The sequence below is a fragment of the Rossellomorea sedimentorum genome (assembly GCF_046237645.1).
Taxonomy (GTDB): Bacteria; Bacillota; Bacilli; order Bacillales; family Bacillaceae_B; genus Rossellomorea; species Rossellomorea sedimentorum.
The window spans coordinates 2,378,765-2,393,232 of record NZ_CP143546.1; the positions used below are offsets into that span (position 1 = coordinate 2,378,765).

15 protein-coding genes are annotated in these 14,468 nt (G+C 41.0%); 7 read left to right on the plus strand and 8 right to left on the minus strand.

Translation table 11 applies throughout. From position 1 onward, the window contains the following. The first annotated feature begins 119 nt into the window (after window positions 1-119). The 6 genes from phnD to V1502_RS11765 all read left to right on the plus strand — a co-directional run bounded on the left by phnD (window position 120) and on the right by V1502_RS11765 (window position 5,605). Window positions 120-1,040, plus strand: a complete 921-nt coding sequence (gene phnD, locus V1502_RS11740) for a phosphate/phosphite/phosphonate ABC transporter substrate-binding protein (RefSeq protein ID WP_409250834.1) — start codon at window positions 120-122, stop codon at window positions 1,038-1,040. A gap of 11 nt (window positions 1,041-1,051) precedes the next feature. After that, window positions 1,052-1,807, plus strand: coding sequence for a phosphonate ABC transporter, permease protein PhnE (phnE, locus tag V1502_RS11745; RefSeq protein WP_409250835.1), 756 nt, complete (start codon window positions 1,052-1,054; stop codon window positions 1,805-1,807). A 12-nt stretch (window positions 1,808-1,819) separates the two neighbouring features. Beyond that, the gene (gene phnC, locus V1502_RS11750) at window positions 1,820-2,575 is read left to right on the plus strand and encodes a phosphonate ABC transporter ATP-binding protein (RefSeq protein WP_409250836.1); all 756 of its coding nucleotides are present in this window, start codon (window positions 1,820-1,822) and stop codon (window positions 2,573-2,575) included. Window positions 2,576-2,694: 119 nt separating this feature from the next. Next, window positions 2,695-3,222, plus strand: coding sequence for a polysaccharide deacetylase family protein (locus V1502_RS11755; RefSeq protein WP_409250837.1), 528 nt, complete (start codon window positions 2,695-2,697; stop codon window positions 3,220-3,222). A gap of 152 nt (window positions 3,223-3,374) precedes the next feature. Beyond that, a complete protein-coding gene (locus V1502_RS11760; protein WP_409250838.1) occupies window positions 3,375-4,394 on the plus strand; it encodes an STAS domain-containing protein in 1,020 nt (339 codons plus the stop codon). Between the two features lie 560 nt (window positions 4,395-4,954). Further along, window positions 4,955-5,605: an MtnX-like HAD-IB family phosphatase gene (locus V1502_RS11765; RefSeq protein ID WP_409250839.1), complete on the plus strand. Its 651-nt coding sequence runs from the start codon at window positions 4,955-4,957 to the stop codon at window positions 5,603-5,605. A gap of 381 nt (window positions 5,606-5,986) precedes the next feature. Here V1502_RS11765 and V1502_RS11770 read toward each other — a convergent pair whose 3' ends face one another. The 3 genes from V1502_RS11770 to V1502_RS11780 form a co-directional block, all read right to left on the minus strand. Further along, window positions 5,987-6,439 (minus strand): CoxG family protein, encoded by a 453-nt coding sequence (locus V1502_RS11770; protein ID WP_409250840.1) that lies wholly within the window; start codon window positions 6,437-6,439, stop codon window positions 5,987-5,989. Between the two features lie 853 nt (window positions 6,440-7,292). Then, the gene (locus V1502_RS11775; RefSeq protein WP_409250841.1) at window positions 7,293-7,727 is read right to left on the minus strand and encodes a peptidylprolyl isomerase; all 435 of its coding nucleotides are present in this window, start codon (window positions 7,725-7,727) and stop codon (window positions 7,293-7,295) included. A 110-nt stretch (window positions 7,728-7,837) separates the two neighbouring features. Beyond that, on the minus strand, window positions 7,838-8,857 hold the full coding sequence (locus tag V1502_RS11780) for an ion channel (RefSeq protein WP_409250842.1): 1,020 nt from the start codon (window positions 8,855-8,857) through the stop codon (window positions 7,838-7,840). Window positions 8,858-9,248: 391 nt separating this feature from the next. Here V1502_RS11780 and V1502_RS11785 point away from each other — a divergent pair, with 391 nt between their 5' ends. Next, on the plus strand, window positions 9,249-10,172 hold the full coding sequence (locus V1502_RS11785) for an exonuclease domain-containing protein (protein ID WP_409250843.1): 924 nt from the start codon (window positions 9,249-9,251) through the stop codon (window positions 10,170-10,172). 22 nt (window positions 10,173-10,194) lie between these two features. Here V1502_RS11785 and V1502_RS11790 read toward each other — a convergent pair whose 3' ends face one another. The 5 genes from V1502_RS11790 to fosB all read right to left on the minus strand — a co-directional run bounded on the left by V1502_RS11790 (window position 10,195) and on the right by fosB (window position 14,393). After that, window positions 10,195-10,437 (minus strand): hypothetical protein, encoded by a 243-nt coding sequence (locus V1502_RS11790; RefSeq protein ID WP_409250844.1) that lies wholly within the window; start codon window positions 10,435-10,437, stop codon window positions 10,195-10,197. Window positions 10,438-10,488: 51 nt separating this feature from the next. Next, window positions 10,489-10,839 carry an STAS/SEC14 domain-containing protein gene (locus V1502_RS11795; RefSeq protein WP_409250845.1) on the minus strand — a complete coding sequence of 117 codons (351 nt, stop codon included), beginning with the start codon at window positions 10,837-10,839 and terminating at the stop codon, window positions 10,489-10,491. An 858-nt stretch (window positions 10,840-11,697) separates the two neighbouring features. Further along, window positions 11,698-12,609, minus strand: a complete 912-nt coding sequence (locus V1502_RS11800; RefSeq protein ID WP_409250846.1) for a nuclease-related domain-containing protein — start codon at window positions 12,607-12,609, stop codon at window positions 11,698-11,700. Window positions 12,610-13,412: 803 nt separating this feature from the next. Continuing rightward, entirely contained in the window at window positions 13,413-13,967 is a 555-nt protein-coding gene (locus V1502_RS11805; protein ID WP_409250847.1) for a histidine phosphatase family protein, read from the minus strand. 12 nt (window positions 13,968-13,979) lie between these two features. Then, entirely contained in the window at window positions 13,980-14,393 is a 414-nt protein-coding gene (gene fosB, locus V1502_RS11810) for a metallothiol transferase FosB (RefSeq protein ID WP_409254337.1), read from the minus strand. Between the last annotated feature and the right edge of the window lie 75 nt (window positions 14,394-14,468).

Sequence of the window (14,468 nt, forward strand, 5' to 3'; positions counted from 1 at the left end):
TCCGGCCTTTTGGATTTTCCCGATAGCAACATTCTATACGGATGCAGCGTTTATTAAACACTTTTACTAGCAAGTTACTTACGAGGAAAATGACTATTATAAAAAAAGAGGTGCACACCATGAAAAAAAGTATTTTGATAACATTGATGATATCCCTTTCCCTTTTGATCGCCGCTTGTGGAAATGGAAACACTGCAAGCAATAATGGTAATAATGAAGAAGCCAATAATGATACATCCTCCACTGGAACTTTCACGATCGGTGTCATTCCAGCACAAACTGAAGGTGCAATGGAAGGCGCTATGGACAAATTACAGTCCATCCTAACTGATGAACTGGGCAGAGATGTAGAGGTTGAAGTCTATCCTGATTACAATGGTGTAGTGGAAGCCATGAATTATGAAAAAATCGATATGGCTTATTTCGGGCCGTTATCCTATGTTATTGCCAATGACAAAAGCGGTGCAAAAGCTATCATCACTCAATTGATTGACGGTGAGCCCTTCTATCATTCCTATATCATTACTCATAGTGATAATCCTTGGAATTCATTAGAGGAATTGCTTGAAAACAGTCAAGATGTGAACTTTGCATTTGGTGATCCTAACTCTACATCAGGTTCACTCATCCCATCCATCGAACTTCAAGACCGTGGCGTTTATCAATCAGATGATGAGCATGAATTCGCATCTGTCCGTTTTACCGGTTCCCATGATGCAACGGCATTAGCTGTTCAAAATCAACAAGTTGAAGCGGGAGCTATTGACAGTGCAATCTTCAATCAGCTAGTAGAATCAGGCAAGATAGATGGCGAGCAAATCAGGACTATTTGGGAATCGGATAAGTTATTCCAATACCCTTGGGCTGTACACCAGAACACAGATGAAGAAACTATTGAGGCTCTGCAATCAGCATTTCTTGCTATTGAAGACCAGGAAGTACTTGATGCATTTGGAGCAACAGGTTTTACAGAAGCCAGTAATGAAGATTATGAGAGTATAAGGCAGGCAGCCCTAAAGCAGGGACTTATCGAAGAATAGAGTGATACAGCGTGTGGTTTAAAAGGAGAAGCTTCTTTACTTTTCTTATACTGATGATCTTTGTGTACTTCAGTATGAAGCTGACAGAATTTGATTTATCCAAGTTTAGGGATTTCCGCAATATGATCGACTTTTTATCTCAATGGTTCCCTATGGACTTTTCCCTCTTGCCAAAAATGTTGGAGGACGGGATGGAAACATTGGCAATGGCGTTTTTGGGAAGCTTCTTCGGGCTTCTAATCGCCTTGCCTCTTAGTTTTATATCAGCACGAAACACCTCCCCCTCCCTCCTTCTTTATAACGTATCAAGGGTGGGGTTGAGCTTTGTCAGGTCTGTACCGGAAATTGTATTTGGATTGATTCTATTGACGGCCTTGGGACTAGGTCCATTCCCGGCGGTCATCGCAATTATGCTCCATAATATAGGAGTCCTTGGCAAGCTGATTTCTGAACTCATTGAAGCATCGGATCCAGGGCCGCAAGACGCAATGAAAGCAGTCGGAGCTAAAAAGTGGTTCGCCTATTTTTTCAGCATCCTGCCACAAATTTGGCCAAATGTCCTGTCTCACTATTTCTACCGCTTCGAAGTCGCCATCAGGACTTCGCTCGTACTCGGCTTCATAGGAGGCGGCGGAATCGGGCAGCGGTTATTCAATGATTTTAAGACTTTCCAATATTCATCGGTTTCACTGGACGTATTGATTATTATGATCATGGTGATTGCCGTTGACTTCTTAGGAAGCTATGTACGTAATAAGGTTATATAGGAGGCAGCCGATATGCTACATTTACATGATATTAGTGTTCATTACAGAGGTTCAAATCATCCTGCGCTGTCTTCTGTCAATCTGGCTTTTGAGAAAGGCAAATTCGTTTGCGTATTAGGAAAAAGCGGTGCAGGTAAATCCACGCTGATTCGTACCATCAATGGTTTACAGAGCCTTTCCGGGGGAGAAGTGATATGGAACGGAAGCCCCCTCTCTTCCCATAACGAAGAAGAGAGCAGGAAGGCCAGGCGGGAAATGGGCATGATCTTTCAGCATTTCAATCTCATCCCCCGCCTATCTGTCATGCAGAATGTGCTAACCGGGATGTTTGGATACCGTTCTTCATTTAAAAACCTAATTGGATGGTTTAGCCCTGAGGAAGTTCAGAAAGCAAGGAAAGTGATTGAGGAAGTGGGCTTATCAGATTTTTCTGACAGACGGGTAGAGCACCTGAGCGGCGGACAGAAGCAAAGGGTCGGGATTGCCCGGGCCCTCGTTCAAAATCCGAAGGTCCTTCTTGGAGATGAACCGGTGGCCAGCCTGGACCCGGGGACCTCCAACCATATATTCACCTTGATAAAGCAAATGCATGAACAACACAAATTATTAACCATCATTAATGTCCATGATGTGTCACTGGCAAAGAAATATGCCGACCGCATCATTGCATTGAGAGACGGTTCTGTGATATTCGACGGGAAACCAATTGAATTCACTGAAAAAGAATACGAGGAGACCTATGGATCCGCTAACTATCAACATCTATAAATGAAAGGATGGAGCTTATGCAAAAAAGTCCATGAGTGGTAGATTGCACGAGGGTCGTGTACGACTCTGACGATGAAAATATAATCACCAGATTACCTGGCAGTTACGAGAAATCCGTTATGCTCACATTTGATGATGGTCCAGGCAGGTCCTTGCCCGAGATATTGGACATATTGGAGAAGGAAGATGTCAAAGCAGCCTTCTTTTGGCAGTCCCGTCTCCTCCATCATAAGCGGCCATGGAAAAGAGCTCTTTCATCTGGCCACTTGATCGGCACTCATTCCTGCAAGCATAAGAACCTTGTCCGCCTCTCCTATGAAGAGCAGCTTGAAGACCTTTCCAAAAGCATGAAGACCATCAGACATATTACCGATCAAGATGTAAGGTATTTCCGTCCCCCATTCGGCCAATATAATGAAGATACGATCGAGGCTGCCAAAAACCTTGGTATGAAAACCATCTTGTGGAGAGTATCCTCCATGGATTGGGAATTGGAAGATGACCCCGATCAAATTATAAAGTATGTAATGGATCATCTAGAGGATAAAGCTATCATTCTGCTGCATGAACTGCCGCAAACTGTAAAAATACTCCCTTCCCTAATACAGCAAATCAAAGAACAAGGCTTTCAGTTCCGCATATTTTGAGCCTCAAAACGCTTGGAAACGTACTTCTAAGCGTTTTTTTTGCATTTTTTATATTTACAGCATGAGCACTCTCACAATATAATAATTAATTGGAGAACTTTTGATCTTAAATTCTATTCTTTCAATATAAACATTTTTAGGGAGGCCATGATATGAGGACAGAACAAAAAGTTGTTAATGGATCGTCTTTTGAATGGGATCTGGATAATGGGAACATTTTTTATGAAAATGATGATGTTGTTTTGTTCTGGGTCAACACAGCTTTTAAAACTCTGTTTGATTCTATTGAAGAAATTGCTGGTGACAAGGAAGCAAAACTTGTCCTGGAGACTGCCGGTTACAGAACCGGAAAGATTGTCTCAGATTTTTACAGCCAGTCTATCGGTGATCCTGAAGACATATTAAAAAAGCTGCCAAACATATACCTGACTGCCGGCTGGGGAAAAACAGACATTGTTTCACTTTCGTTTTCAGATAAATATGCAAAAATCCACGTTCGAAACGGCTGGGAGTATAAAGTTAATCTTGCCCAGAAAAAACAAAATGAAGGGACCTTCCTCCCTGGTCATTGGGCTGGAGTATTCTCGGGTCTATTCAAAGACAACGTTTGGTATAGGGTGACAAAAAGCCAATTGGAAGGAGACGAGTACAGCGAATATGAGTTCTTCCCCTCCTCTGTCACGCCTTCATTGAATGTCAGGACCCTGATTCAGGAACAAAAAGAAGCGGCAAAAGCAGAACTGGAAAAAGTCACCCAGGAACGGACAAACTCCTTGTCTGAAATCATAAAGGAGATATCTTCGCCCATCATTCCTGTTATGGATTCCATTTTAGTTGTTCCATTGGTCGGCAGGTATGACGAACTAAGGGCTGAAGAACTGCTGGACAAAACGTTATTGAACCTTCCCCTGTATAAGGCGACACATTTGATCGTAGACTTGACCAGCCTTAAAGGAGTCAATGACTATACTCTTAATTTTATAGACAAGTTTGTTCAAGCTACTTCCATTCTTGGAACCAAATGCATCCTCGTCGGGATATCTGCTGAACTCAGTATTCAGATCACCCAAAGAGGCCATCGAATAAATAAAGTCCCTTGCTTCTCCTCCTTGCAGCAAGGCGTGTTATACTCGCTGGATGAACTCGGATTGGAACTGACGAAAAAAAGATAAACGTCTCAGGAGCATTAGTTTTCAACTAATGCTCTTCTTTTGTAAACGCTGTTTTCGTATATATTGTTGCTCTCGGAAAAATCCAAAGAGCCGGATTTTTCCCTTGGAGACAAGGGCTTTGTTCTCTGAACAAGGTGAATTAGCTCTTTTCTTCCTTGTTTATCAGGCTATTTCTGGTTAATTAAGTAGATATTTTTAAAAATTTGTATTAAATAGCAACAAAGTTTACGAAAAGAGCCTTTGTAAAAGGCAGCTGTTGTTCCTACTCATTCGTTGCTTCTTCTTACTTCCATATTTGACAAATGTACCGATAGTATGTCCCTGACCAGCAGGTAATCGCCCCCCTTCCATCCCTTCTAAGTTAAGCACTGCTCTCAAACGAAAACCTTAAATTTACTATCTAGTTAAATGTGATGTGGCGTTTCCCTTCTGAGACATAATTCACTCTTAAGGAAACGTCATGCCTCTTCTTCCTTCCCGTTTAATCTCACATGTAAAGTTATAAACAGACTATAATGGGAAAAGTAATGAAGACACTATAATCTAAAGGAGGTTTGATTATGAAAAAATGGGCGTTTGTTTCTGACTTTGATGGTACGATTTCAGAAAGGGATTTCTACGATCTAGTTATTGAAAACCATTATAATGAAGGAAAAAATTTATACAAACAGTGGAAAAACGGAGAAATGAAAGATATTGAATTTCTTGGTGAAGTCTTCAAAAATATCAATGATGACGAGGAAAATATCATTGAGGAAATACAGAACCTTTCCATTGACGAGTATTCAATGGATTTTATAAAAAAAGTTCAACAGAACGGTGGAGATTTTTTCATTCTGAGTGCAGGAACCGATTATTACATTAAGCATATCCTTGATTACTATGGGATTGAAAATGTGCAGGTTTTTTCCAACGAAGGCTACTATGAAAATCAAGGCGTTCATCTCCATCTCGATGAGTCTCACCCTCATTATCATGAACGTTATGGGATAGACAAATCCAAGGTCATAGAAGACCTTCATAAGGAATACGACACGGTGCATTTCATTGGTGACAGTGAACCGGATACCCATCCCGCGCACAAGGCTGACCTTGTATTCGCCAAGAAAGCTTTGCAGGATATGCTGCGTGAAGAAAATGTCGAGTTCATTCCGGTTACAACCTTCAAAGACGTAGAGGAATATTTACGTAACGAGGGCTATTTATCATAAAAGTATCCTAAATGGTGAAAGCTATTACGATTCACTGACATGGCGCTACATCTAGAAGTCCTGTTACTTTTGCATGAGAGTCTAAAAGTTAGAATAAACAGAACCCCCATATTAACGAACACAGCTTTCAAAAGAGGCGAAGTATTTCCCTTCGTCTCTTTTTCTAAAACTTTGTTGCTATTTAATATAATTTCAGGATATAGCCATAATTCACACGGAAAAACCCGGCCTTTTGGATCTTCTCGAAAGCCCCTATATATGTAAACAACTTGTATTAAGTTTACCTTCGCAAGATTGTTATGCAAGGATTTCATTTTCACGCAAAAAAAGTCCCCAGCCTATCTATAAAGGGGACCATTAATAAGGCCTATGACCGAAATATTATCTGGATGAGTAAATGCCTTCGACCTTGTAAGCCACCGCTTCGGTCAGCTCAGTGGTCAGCTCTGGCAAGATTGAATTCAGCAAAGGATTTACCATTTTAGCAAGTGCACCTTCCGCATTGATCTCAAGAAATCCGGTCATTTTAGATGTGTCTTTCCCAAGGGATTTTGACTCGAAATAACCATGACCATGAAAACGCTCATTGATTCCTGTTAAATCAAATTGTACTTTTGATGGTTCCTGCCAATCTGTTATATTAACTTTGAGGTGGATCTTTTTCTTCATGAAACCCAAATCCGTTTTAAATTTCCATGTCGATTCCTTCTCACTCAGAACTTTATGATCAATATACCCCGGTACCAGCGGCGCCCAAAGATCCATCACGCTGACATATTTCCAAAGCTCCCCTACCGAAGCTTCCACCTGCATTGTATGAAGGCCTGACGGCATGTTATCTCCTCCTGGATGTCTTCTCGTCTCTATATATGATATTTTAAAAATTCGGGGTTATTACTGGATTATGAAGATGTGCGGGGAGAAGGTAAAGCTGCGGAGCTATTAAAAAAAGCTATAATAGATTACATGCAAATCACCATAGGATTTGTATGTGGATTAAAGGAAATTTAAAATGTCGCTTACAAATCCTTTACTCATTACTACATCTTTTCGCTCTAACACACACATCACATACAAATTCCCTTGCTTTTGGTAGGCGAAGACCGCATTTCAGTTGAATTCACATACAAATCATCACACGAATTGTATGTGGCTTCGAGAAAATATTAAATGTCACCTACATATCCTTCACTCATTACTATCTTTCCGCCCTAAAACACACATCACATACAAATTCGCTTGCTTTTGGTAGGCGAAGACCGTATTTCAGTTGAAATTCTCATACAAATCATCACACGATTTGTATGTGGCTTCAAGAGAATCTTAAATGTCTCCTACATATCCTTTACTAATTACTACATCTTTTCGCTCCAAAACACACATCACATACAAATTCCCTTGCTTTTGGTAGGCGAAGACCGCATTTCAATTGAATTCTCATACAAATCATCACACGATTTGTATGTAGCTTCGAGAAAATTCCAAATGTAAGCTACATATCCTTCTATAATTACAACATCGTTTCGCCTAAAACCTCAAGTCACATACAATTCACCACACCATTTGTATGTGACTTAAAGGAAACTCCACTAAACACCTACTAATCCAACCAGGAGATGCTAAAGTTATAACCCAAGCCGGACGCACAAAAAAGAGAGCTGATCAAAATCAGCTCTCCCGAAAAAAATTAGTCTTCAATAACTACTTTCTGCATAACATCGCCATTTCTAAGGTTTCTGGCTGTTTCAAGACCAGAAGTCACTTTACCGAAAACAGTGTGGACACCATTTAAATGAGGTTGAGGCTCATGAACGATGAAGAATTGGCTTCCGCCTGTGTCTTTACCCGCATGTGCCATGGAAAGTGAACCTGCTTCGTGTTTATGAGGATTTCCTTCTGTTTCACAAGGGATTGTGTATCCAGGTCCGCCAGTCCCTGTTCCATTTGGACAGCCCCCTTGACTTACAAAGCCAGGGATGACACGGTGGAAGGAAAGACCATCGTAGAATCCTTCTTTCGCAAGTTTGGAAAAGTTTTCAACTGTCCCAGGTGCTTCATTCGGGAACAAATCAAATTCAATCTTCTCGCCATTTTCGAATTGTATGTATCCTTTTTTAGCCATATTGTTAACACTCCTATTCATTTGAAATCAACTCTTATAATACCATGATTTTCTTCAGAAGAAAAAGATTGTGCTGAAATAAGAATAAACAGCACAAGGGGCCTGTGCTGTCATCCTTTATTTGATTCCATTTTTTCACCATGCGGCCACTTCCATGCATCGGCTTCGACCAATCCAAGCAACCTTTCCCGTCTTGTAACGAGATTGGACAGGGCAATATTAAATTCCTGCGGGGATTTAACAGGCAGACCCTCTTCTCTTAATTGAGATATATCCAATGGCGGCGGAGTGCTGGATGCCGGCTTAAAGAATACGCTGTTCAAAGTATCCAGATAATCCTGCACACTGGAACGGGCTTCTTTTAACCAGACAGGGTTGGGCTTAGTCTTGTCACTTACCCCAAATTCATATACAGTCAGTGCCTCATCAATCAGTGCAACGGCTATTGCCGAAGACTGATACATATCCTGGGTATGATAATAATGCAGGATAGGATATGCTTTGTGCTGCTGGGTCAACATATTCAACTGCGAAGATTGATCCTTCAAAAATAAATCAATGTTACGGAAATCTTGGCCATTCCAGCTGTTCTTAACTATGGTTACCCAGTCCTTGCCAAGACCGGTGATATTCTTTGCAAAGGCTCTCTTTTGAACGACCCCGCTGACAACAGAAACGACATATGAGACAGAAAGGGTAATAAAAAGCATTCCACTGCCTGTAGCAAGCGTCGTCATAATTTGCCAGAAACCTTTTTGGGGAATGTAATCGCCGATTCCAAGAGTAAATACGGTAAATCCGATAAAATAGATTCTCTCTTCCCAAGAAGTAATGGGTGTTTTATCTTTAGAGAGAAGAATCGACTCAGCATCTGCTGAAAAGACCAATGTCCAGCCTGTCCATAGTAAGAATATCCACAGTAGGAGCGTCAATGATAAAATCATCGGGCCTGAAAGCCTGAGTACTTTTGAATGATCCCTGCTAACTTTTCTTAGAGTATACCAGCAAGCTATACCAAGCCTTCTTGACAGAGGACCTCCTCCGCCATCGACCCATATAGTGGTCCATAAAAGATCGACTGCCACTAGGATCAGTACCAGTATCCCGACACTCAGATAAAGTTCATTCACTCACAAATCCTCCTTTCCTTTCTCAGAAGTTATTCTTCAATAGTTGTTTTAAATACCCTACACTCCCCTGAAACAAACATTAACTGGAAAGGAAACATTTCCCCACTTCACGCGTTTATTATCCTGTGTTAGGGTATAATACAGTAAGGCTCCTCCCGAATTCTAATTCGCTTGTTGCGGGACACTTAACCACTGTACGGATCGGGAGGGGCCTTTTATTTATTTACATACAGCATAGATTGATTAAAAACAGAGCGGCTAGTGCTTCGAACTTTTTATCAGTCTGAAAAGCTTGCGGTCCTTTCGACTGCAAGCTTTTTTGGTGTAAATTACCTGTTTCAAAATGCCTGGTCACCCTTTATACTCTCAAGTTGGAGAGAGGTGAATCACCATGGCAGAATTAAAGCAGTTTATTTTCTTTGATTTTGAAATGAAATGTGATGATAAAGGAATGGATTACGAAAGCATGGAAGCCATTCGTTTAGGTGCAGTCAAATATGATCTCGAAACTAAACGTGTTTCTCATTTTGACCGCCATATAAAGCCAAGTACACATGAGCCGCTAAGTGACTTCTGTAAACGCCTCACCGGTATAACCGATCAAGACCTGGCAACTGCTGACCCATTTCCCCAGGTTTTCAGGGAGCTCCTCTACTGGGTGGGCGGTGTGAAAAAGTCCCGTTTCTTCTCCTGGTCTAAAAGTGACATGACAAGACTAAAATTGGACAGTACACTCAACGGAGTCCCCTCTGTCACGATTGAAAAAATTGAAAGCCGTTATGTCGATTTCCAAGAAATCTTCAGCCGACGCGTGTCTAAAGACCATTTATCTGTTGAAAATGCCCTGACTCTATATGGAATTGACTTTACAGGCGATGCCCACAATCCTATGTATGACGCCTACAATACACTGCAAATTTTCCTGAACTATTACAGCCAGCCTTTGACATCTGATATCGAGATGGTTAAAGCCTTTATCCTGCCCGGTGAAAAGGTGGACATCCACACGATCAATGACAAGGTCAGCAAAGCGTTGGTTCGTGACTTCACGTCACTGACTGAGAATCTCCATTTTGCCTTTCGCTTGAGAGATGCTAAGAAACTTTTGAAAAAAATAAGTAAACTGGTACGGAAATATGAAAATGTTCTACTGAACCGTTCTGGTATTTTCACACAAGATGTACAGCAGCTAGTGCAGCAATTAGTGACCTTCCACGAAAACTTGAAAGACTCTTATCAGGAGCACTTTGTTAGTTCTTCAAGAATCATGATCCTCGATGATCATTCCTTGCACGCTGTCAAAAAAATGAAGTGAAGCACAGCTTCCTTCTACATATTCATGCCCTTTGTCTGACCAGAAGTACCATCATCATACCAAAAAGACCGATCAACCCAATCATTGCGCCGGTTAAAGCATACGGCAGACCGTCCCAGCCGCCAAAGAGTACAGCAGATAACAGGGCAAATCCCCCACCGGCCAATGCAATGACATAAAATACCGCAAACCGCTTCGACTTCCTTACATTGCCGCTTAATGCCAACGTGACGATCAAAAGCAAAATACTGCCAATCACCAGCATACAATTCCTCCTTCATAAGAAAAAGGAATGGAGAATAATCTCCACCCCGCTTTACTGAATCCATGTCACCGCATCTGTCCGGTGATCTTTGTCAAAATGCTTCACTTCCAGATCAGGCATCATATCTTCCAATTTTGCGCCCATCTCGAGTAGCTTCTTGTCGCTGACCACTGCCACTTTATTGAACTCATGCATATGGTCTTTACCGAACAAGAAATCCTCTTTTAACGCTTTCATGGAAAAATCCATGTCATTCACAATCAGAAGAAGATTCATATCTTCATCCGGCGTCTTCTTCTCATGAAACGCCTGTTCAAATTTCTCCATATCGTCCTTGGTATAATCACCATTCACTTCCACTTCAATGAGATCATTTCGTCCACTCGGAATAATGTTAATCATGTTCATTCCTCCTTTATTAATGTCTCATTTTGTTCATACCCATTTGGAAAGCGGAACTAAACGTGGAAAACACATTAGGGGGATAGCGTGAAACCTGGCTATAGATCGATAATCTCAAATTCCAACTCACTAACGTCCTTTTAAAGGTTGCTTTAGGACGTTAATCTCCAAAATCCCATGTTATCGTCCTTTAAGACCCCGTTATAGGTCGATAATTTCAACTTCAACTCACTAACGTCCTTTAAAGAGCTTCTATAGGACGTTAATCTTCCACAACCCCAGTTATCGTCCTTTAAGAACCCGCTATAGGTCGATAATTCCAATTTCAACTCACTAACGTCCTTTAAAGAGCTTCTATAGGACGTTAATCTCTGACAACTCCAGTTATCGTCCTTTAAGAGCCCGCTATAGGTCGATAATTCCAATTTCAACTCACTAACGTCCCTTAAAGAGCTTCTATAGGACGTTAATCTCCGACAACCCCAGTTATCGTCCTCTAAGACCCCGTTATAGGTCGATAATTCCAACTTCAACTCACTAACGTCCTTTAAAGAGCTTCTATAGGACGTTAATCTCTGACAACCCCAGTTATCGTCCTTTAAGAACCCGCTATAGGTCGATAATTTCTATTTCAACTCACTAACGTCCTTTAAAGAGCTTTTATAGGTCGATAATTCCAACTTCAACTCACTAACGTCCTTTAAAGGGCTTTTATAGGACGTTAATCTCCAACATCCCCTGTTATCGTCCTTTAAGAACCCGCTATAGGTCGATAATCTCAAATTCCAACTCACTAACGTCCTTTAAATTTAAAAAACTCAAATAGGATGTTATATAGGTTTAAGCTACACTACACTCTTATTCAATATAAACCGCGTGTTTTCCATACCCTTCTTTCTTATAGTTAGTTGAAAGAGCTCTGTAAATTGTTTTCTTTCTAAGCAAGCCACCACATACCTCATATATTAATTGATTGGTAACTTTAAAATTTGGAAACAATAATTTGAATTCTTCAATCGTCCTTAATATAGCTCTTTCACAGTTTTCCTTTCTTGCACAGTGTGAGCAGACCAATATCTTTCTGTTGAACTCCTGATAAAACCGCAAACACCCCGGACAAACAATCCCCTTCCGAAGATCCTCAAACCGATACTCCGGTAAGCGGCTATATGAAGACGACTCCTTATGAAGGGATAGAAACTTCTCTCCCAGCCGGATATCCGATTTGCTTGCATTGAGAGGACGGTTTTGAAGGTTTTTAATAAAACGGGCAATTTGTGTGGGGTAAACAATGTGTGGGGTCTTGGCCGGTGGATTATCGAGATGAAATTCGGGGTTCACGAATACAAGGTAGGATTCTACAGGATAATTATAACCAGATTGCTCCGAGAGTTGTCTAAGCATGGAGCCAGCCCTGCTTACCTGCAGCAGAGGATTTTTAATAACGATTCCACCGGGTGACCGCCACTCCCCTTTATCAATGATGAAGTCACCTTCAAAATTTTTCACTTCAAAGTGAAAGATGGTTTTGGAGGCAACCGCCAAGGAATCAATTTGGATTTCACTGCCTTGTTGCTCAAGCAGGACATCATTCAGAAAAACCATATTTTTCACAAGGGGGTCCGCCCTTTCGTCAAATCGCACCTCGCCTTCGTATCCTTTTTCGGCTGAAAAATAAGCGTCTTTCTCCTTCTTCTTCAAGGTCGTCCTAATATTTAACGACCGGAGAATCTTTAATTCATCTGATTCGCTTCTGCTTTTTATAATCAATCAGCATCGCTCCTTTCTATTCCATTTTATCCCACTTCCGAACCCGTTCCAAGAACTTTTCATTACACTTCAAAAAAGATGGATTACATAGAAGTGACCACATAGGTCCGATGCACGCGTATTTAAATCTCACAATAAATAAAAAAGAACCCAGACATCCTGAGTTCAACGAGTCCTTTCATAAACACCCTTTAGCAAGCAAAATACACAATGGCCAAATCTATAAGGAATACATATAGATAGTTCATTCCGCGCCTTAATTCCAGCATACCAAAGAAGCTCTCCAGAGTAGCAAAGATAAAGCTGAACACAGCACTTAATAAAGCAACATATAAGAAGAAATTTTTCCCCTTGTTTGTACAATATTGATACAGCAGCAAGAAACTGACCGGAAGAAACGGCGCCGTCATATTAACAGAATAAGAAAAAATTGGTAAGGCCAAATAAGGATGAATGAAGTAGTCATACCTTGGGGGATATCCACGTATGTCCTAAGATATGTACTGTATAACCGATGAAAAAAGTTCAAAGACCCGGCTTCGGTCTACGGTAAAATTTAGATGTATTAAAGGAGCCGCCAGTAGGATGACTAAAGCCCAAAATTGCCAAGACGTGAAACTGAAACAGTCATTCCAATAAGCTCGGAATTAGAATTCAATTCATTTCCTGCGATGTAAAGACGATGCCAGTACTCTTCATACCTCATGAAAATGATACTTCCGAATTGAATGCTCTTTTCATAGCTTTTCACGCACTACATAATTTATCCATTTATGTTTCCACTATAAAGAAGAACGATTCCCCTACGCCATTATTCTTTCTGCTTTAACAAAACGCTCTCCGTCAAAACTTAAACGATAGATATCCGGCATCTCCAGCTTCTTCCAAAAATCAAAATCGCAGGTTCTTTCAAAATAATTCATGATTAATACCATGATATTCCCGTGCGTTCCAACCACTATGTTCTTTCCCTCGTACTCTTCCAGCACCTCCCGTAAAACTTTTACTCCCCGTTCCTGTGCAGCAAGGTTGGATTCTCCCCCCTCCCAGGAAAACTTCCAGTCCTGCCACACTTTCTCAATCGCATTATCAAAACTCTCTACTGGCTTTTCAGACAATTTGCGTTCTTTGAATCCATCAATTAGAATTATACCTTTGCCAAACTGATCAGCGGCTCCCTGGATGGTTTGCACTGCACGCAGATAAGGACTGGATATAAACACATCAATCTTTTCCCTTGCCAAAACATCTGCAACACCAGCAGAATCTGCAAATCCCTTTTCTGAAAGGGGCCTCCCCATTTCATCCGGCGTATAGATCGAGTGAGCATGCCGTACAAAATATACATTTGTTGTCATTCCGCTTCCTCCTCAGTCGTAAAATTTCATGTGCTGTTTGGTCGTACGGTAGTAATTAAGCCTGTCTTGTAATGTACCCGTATGAAACTCAAATTTATGGCCGTCAGGATCTGTAAAATAAATCGATTTCTTGTCCTCAACACTTCGCTCCCGTCCTGATAACATAGGGGCCCCGAGCTTTAACAGTTTCTCATATACCACATCATAATCTTCTTCTTCAATGGAAAATGCAATATGGGTATAAGACTCATTCCTTCGGTGTACATTTTTCTCCTCATTCAGCGCCAGCCACATGCCGTTTAAATCAAAATAAGCAGTTGTCCTTCCTTTTACCAATAACCTGGCATCAAACACATCCTGGTAAAATTGAATTGACTTTTCCAAGTCACTAACTGAAAACAAAAAGTGGTTGAACCCTTTAATCAACATACTTTTCACCTACTCTCTATGTACCAATTTTGATTAGCCAGGCACCTTACAACACAGAAGTTCATGAAACAG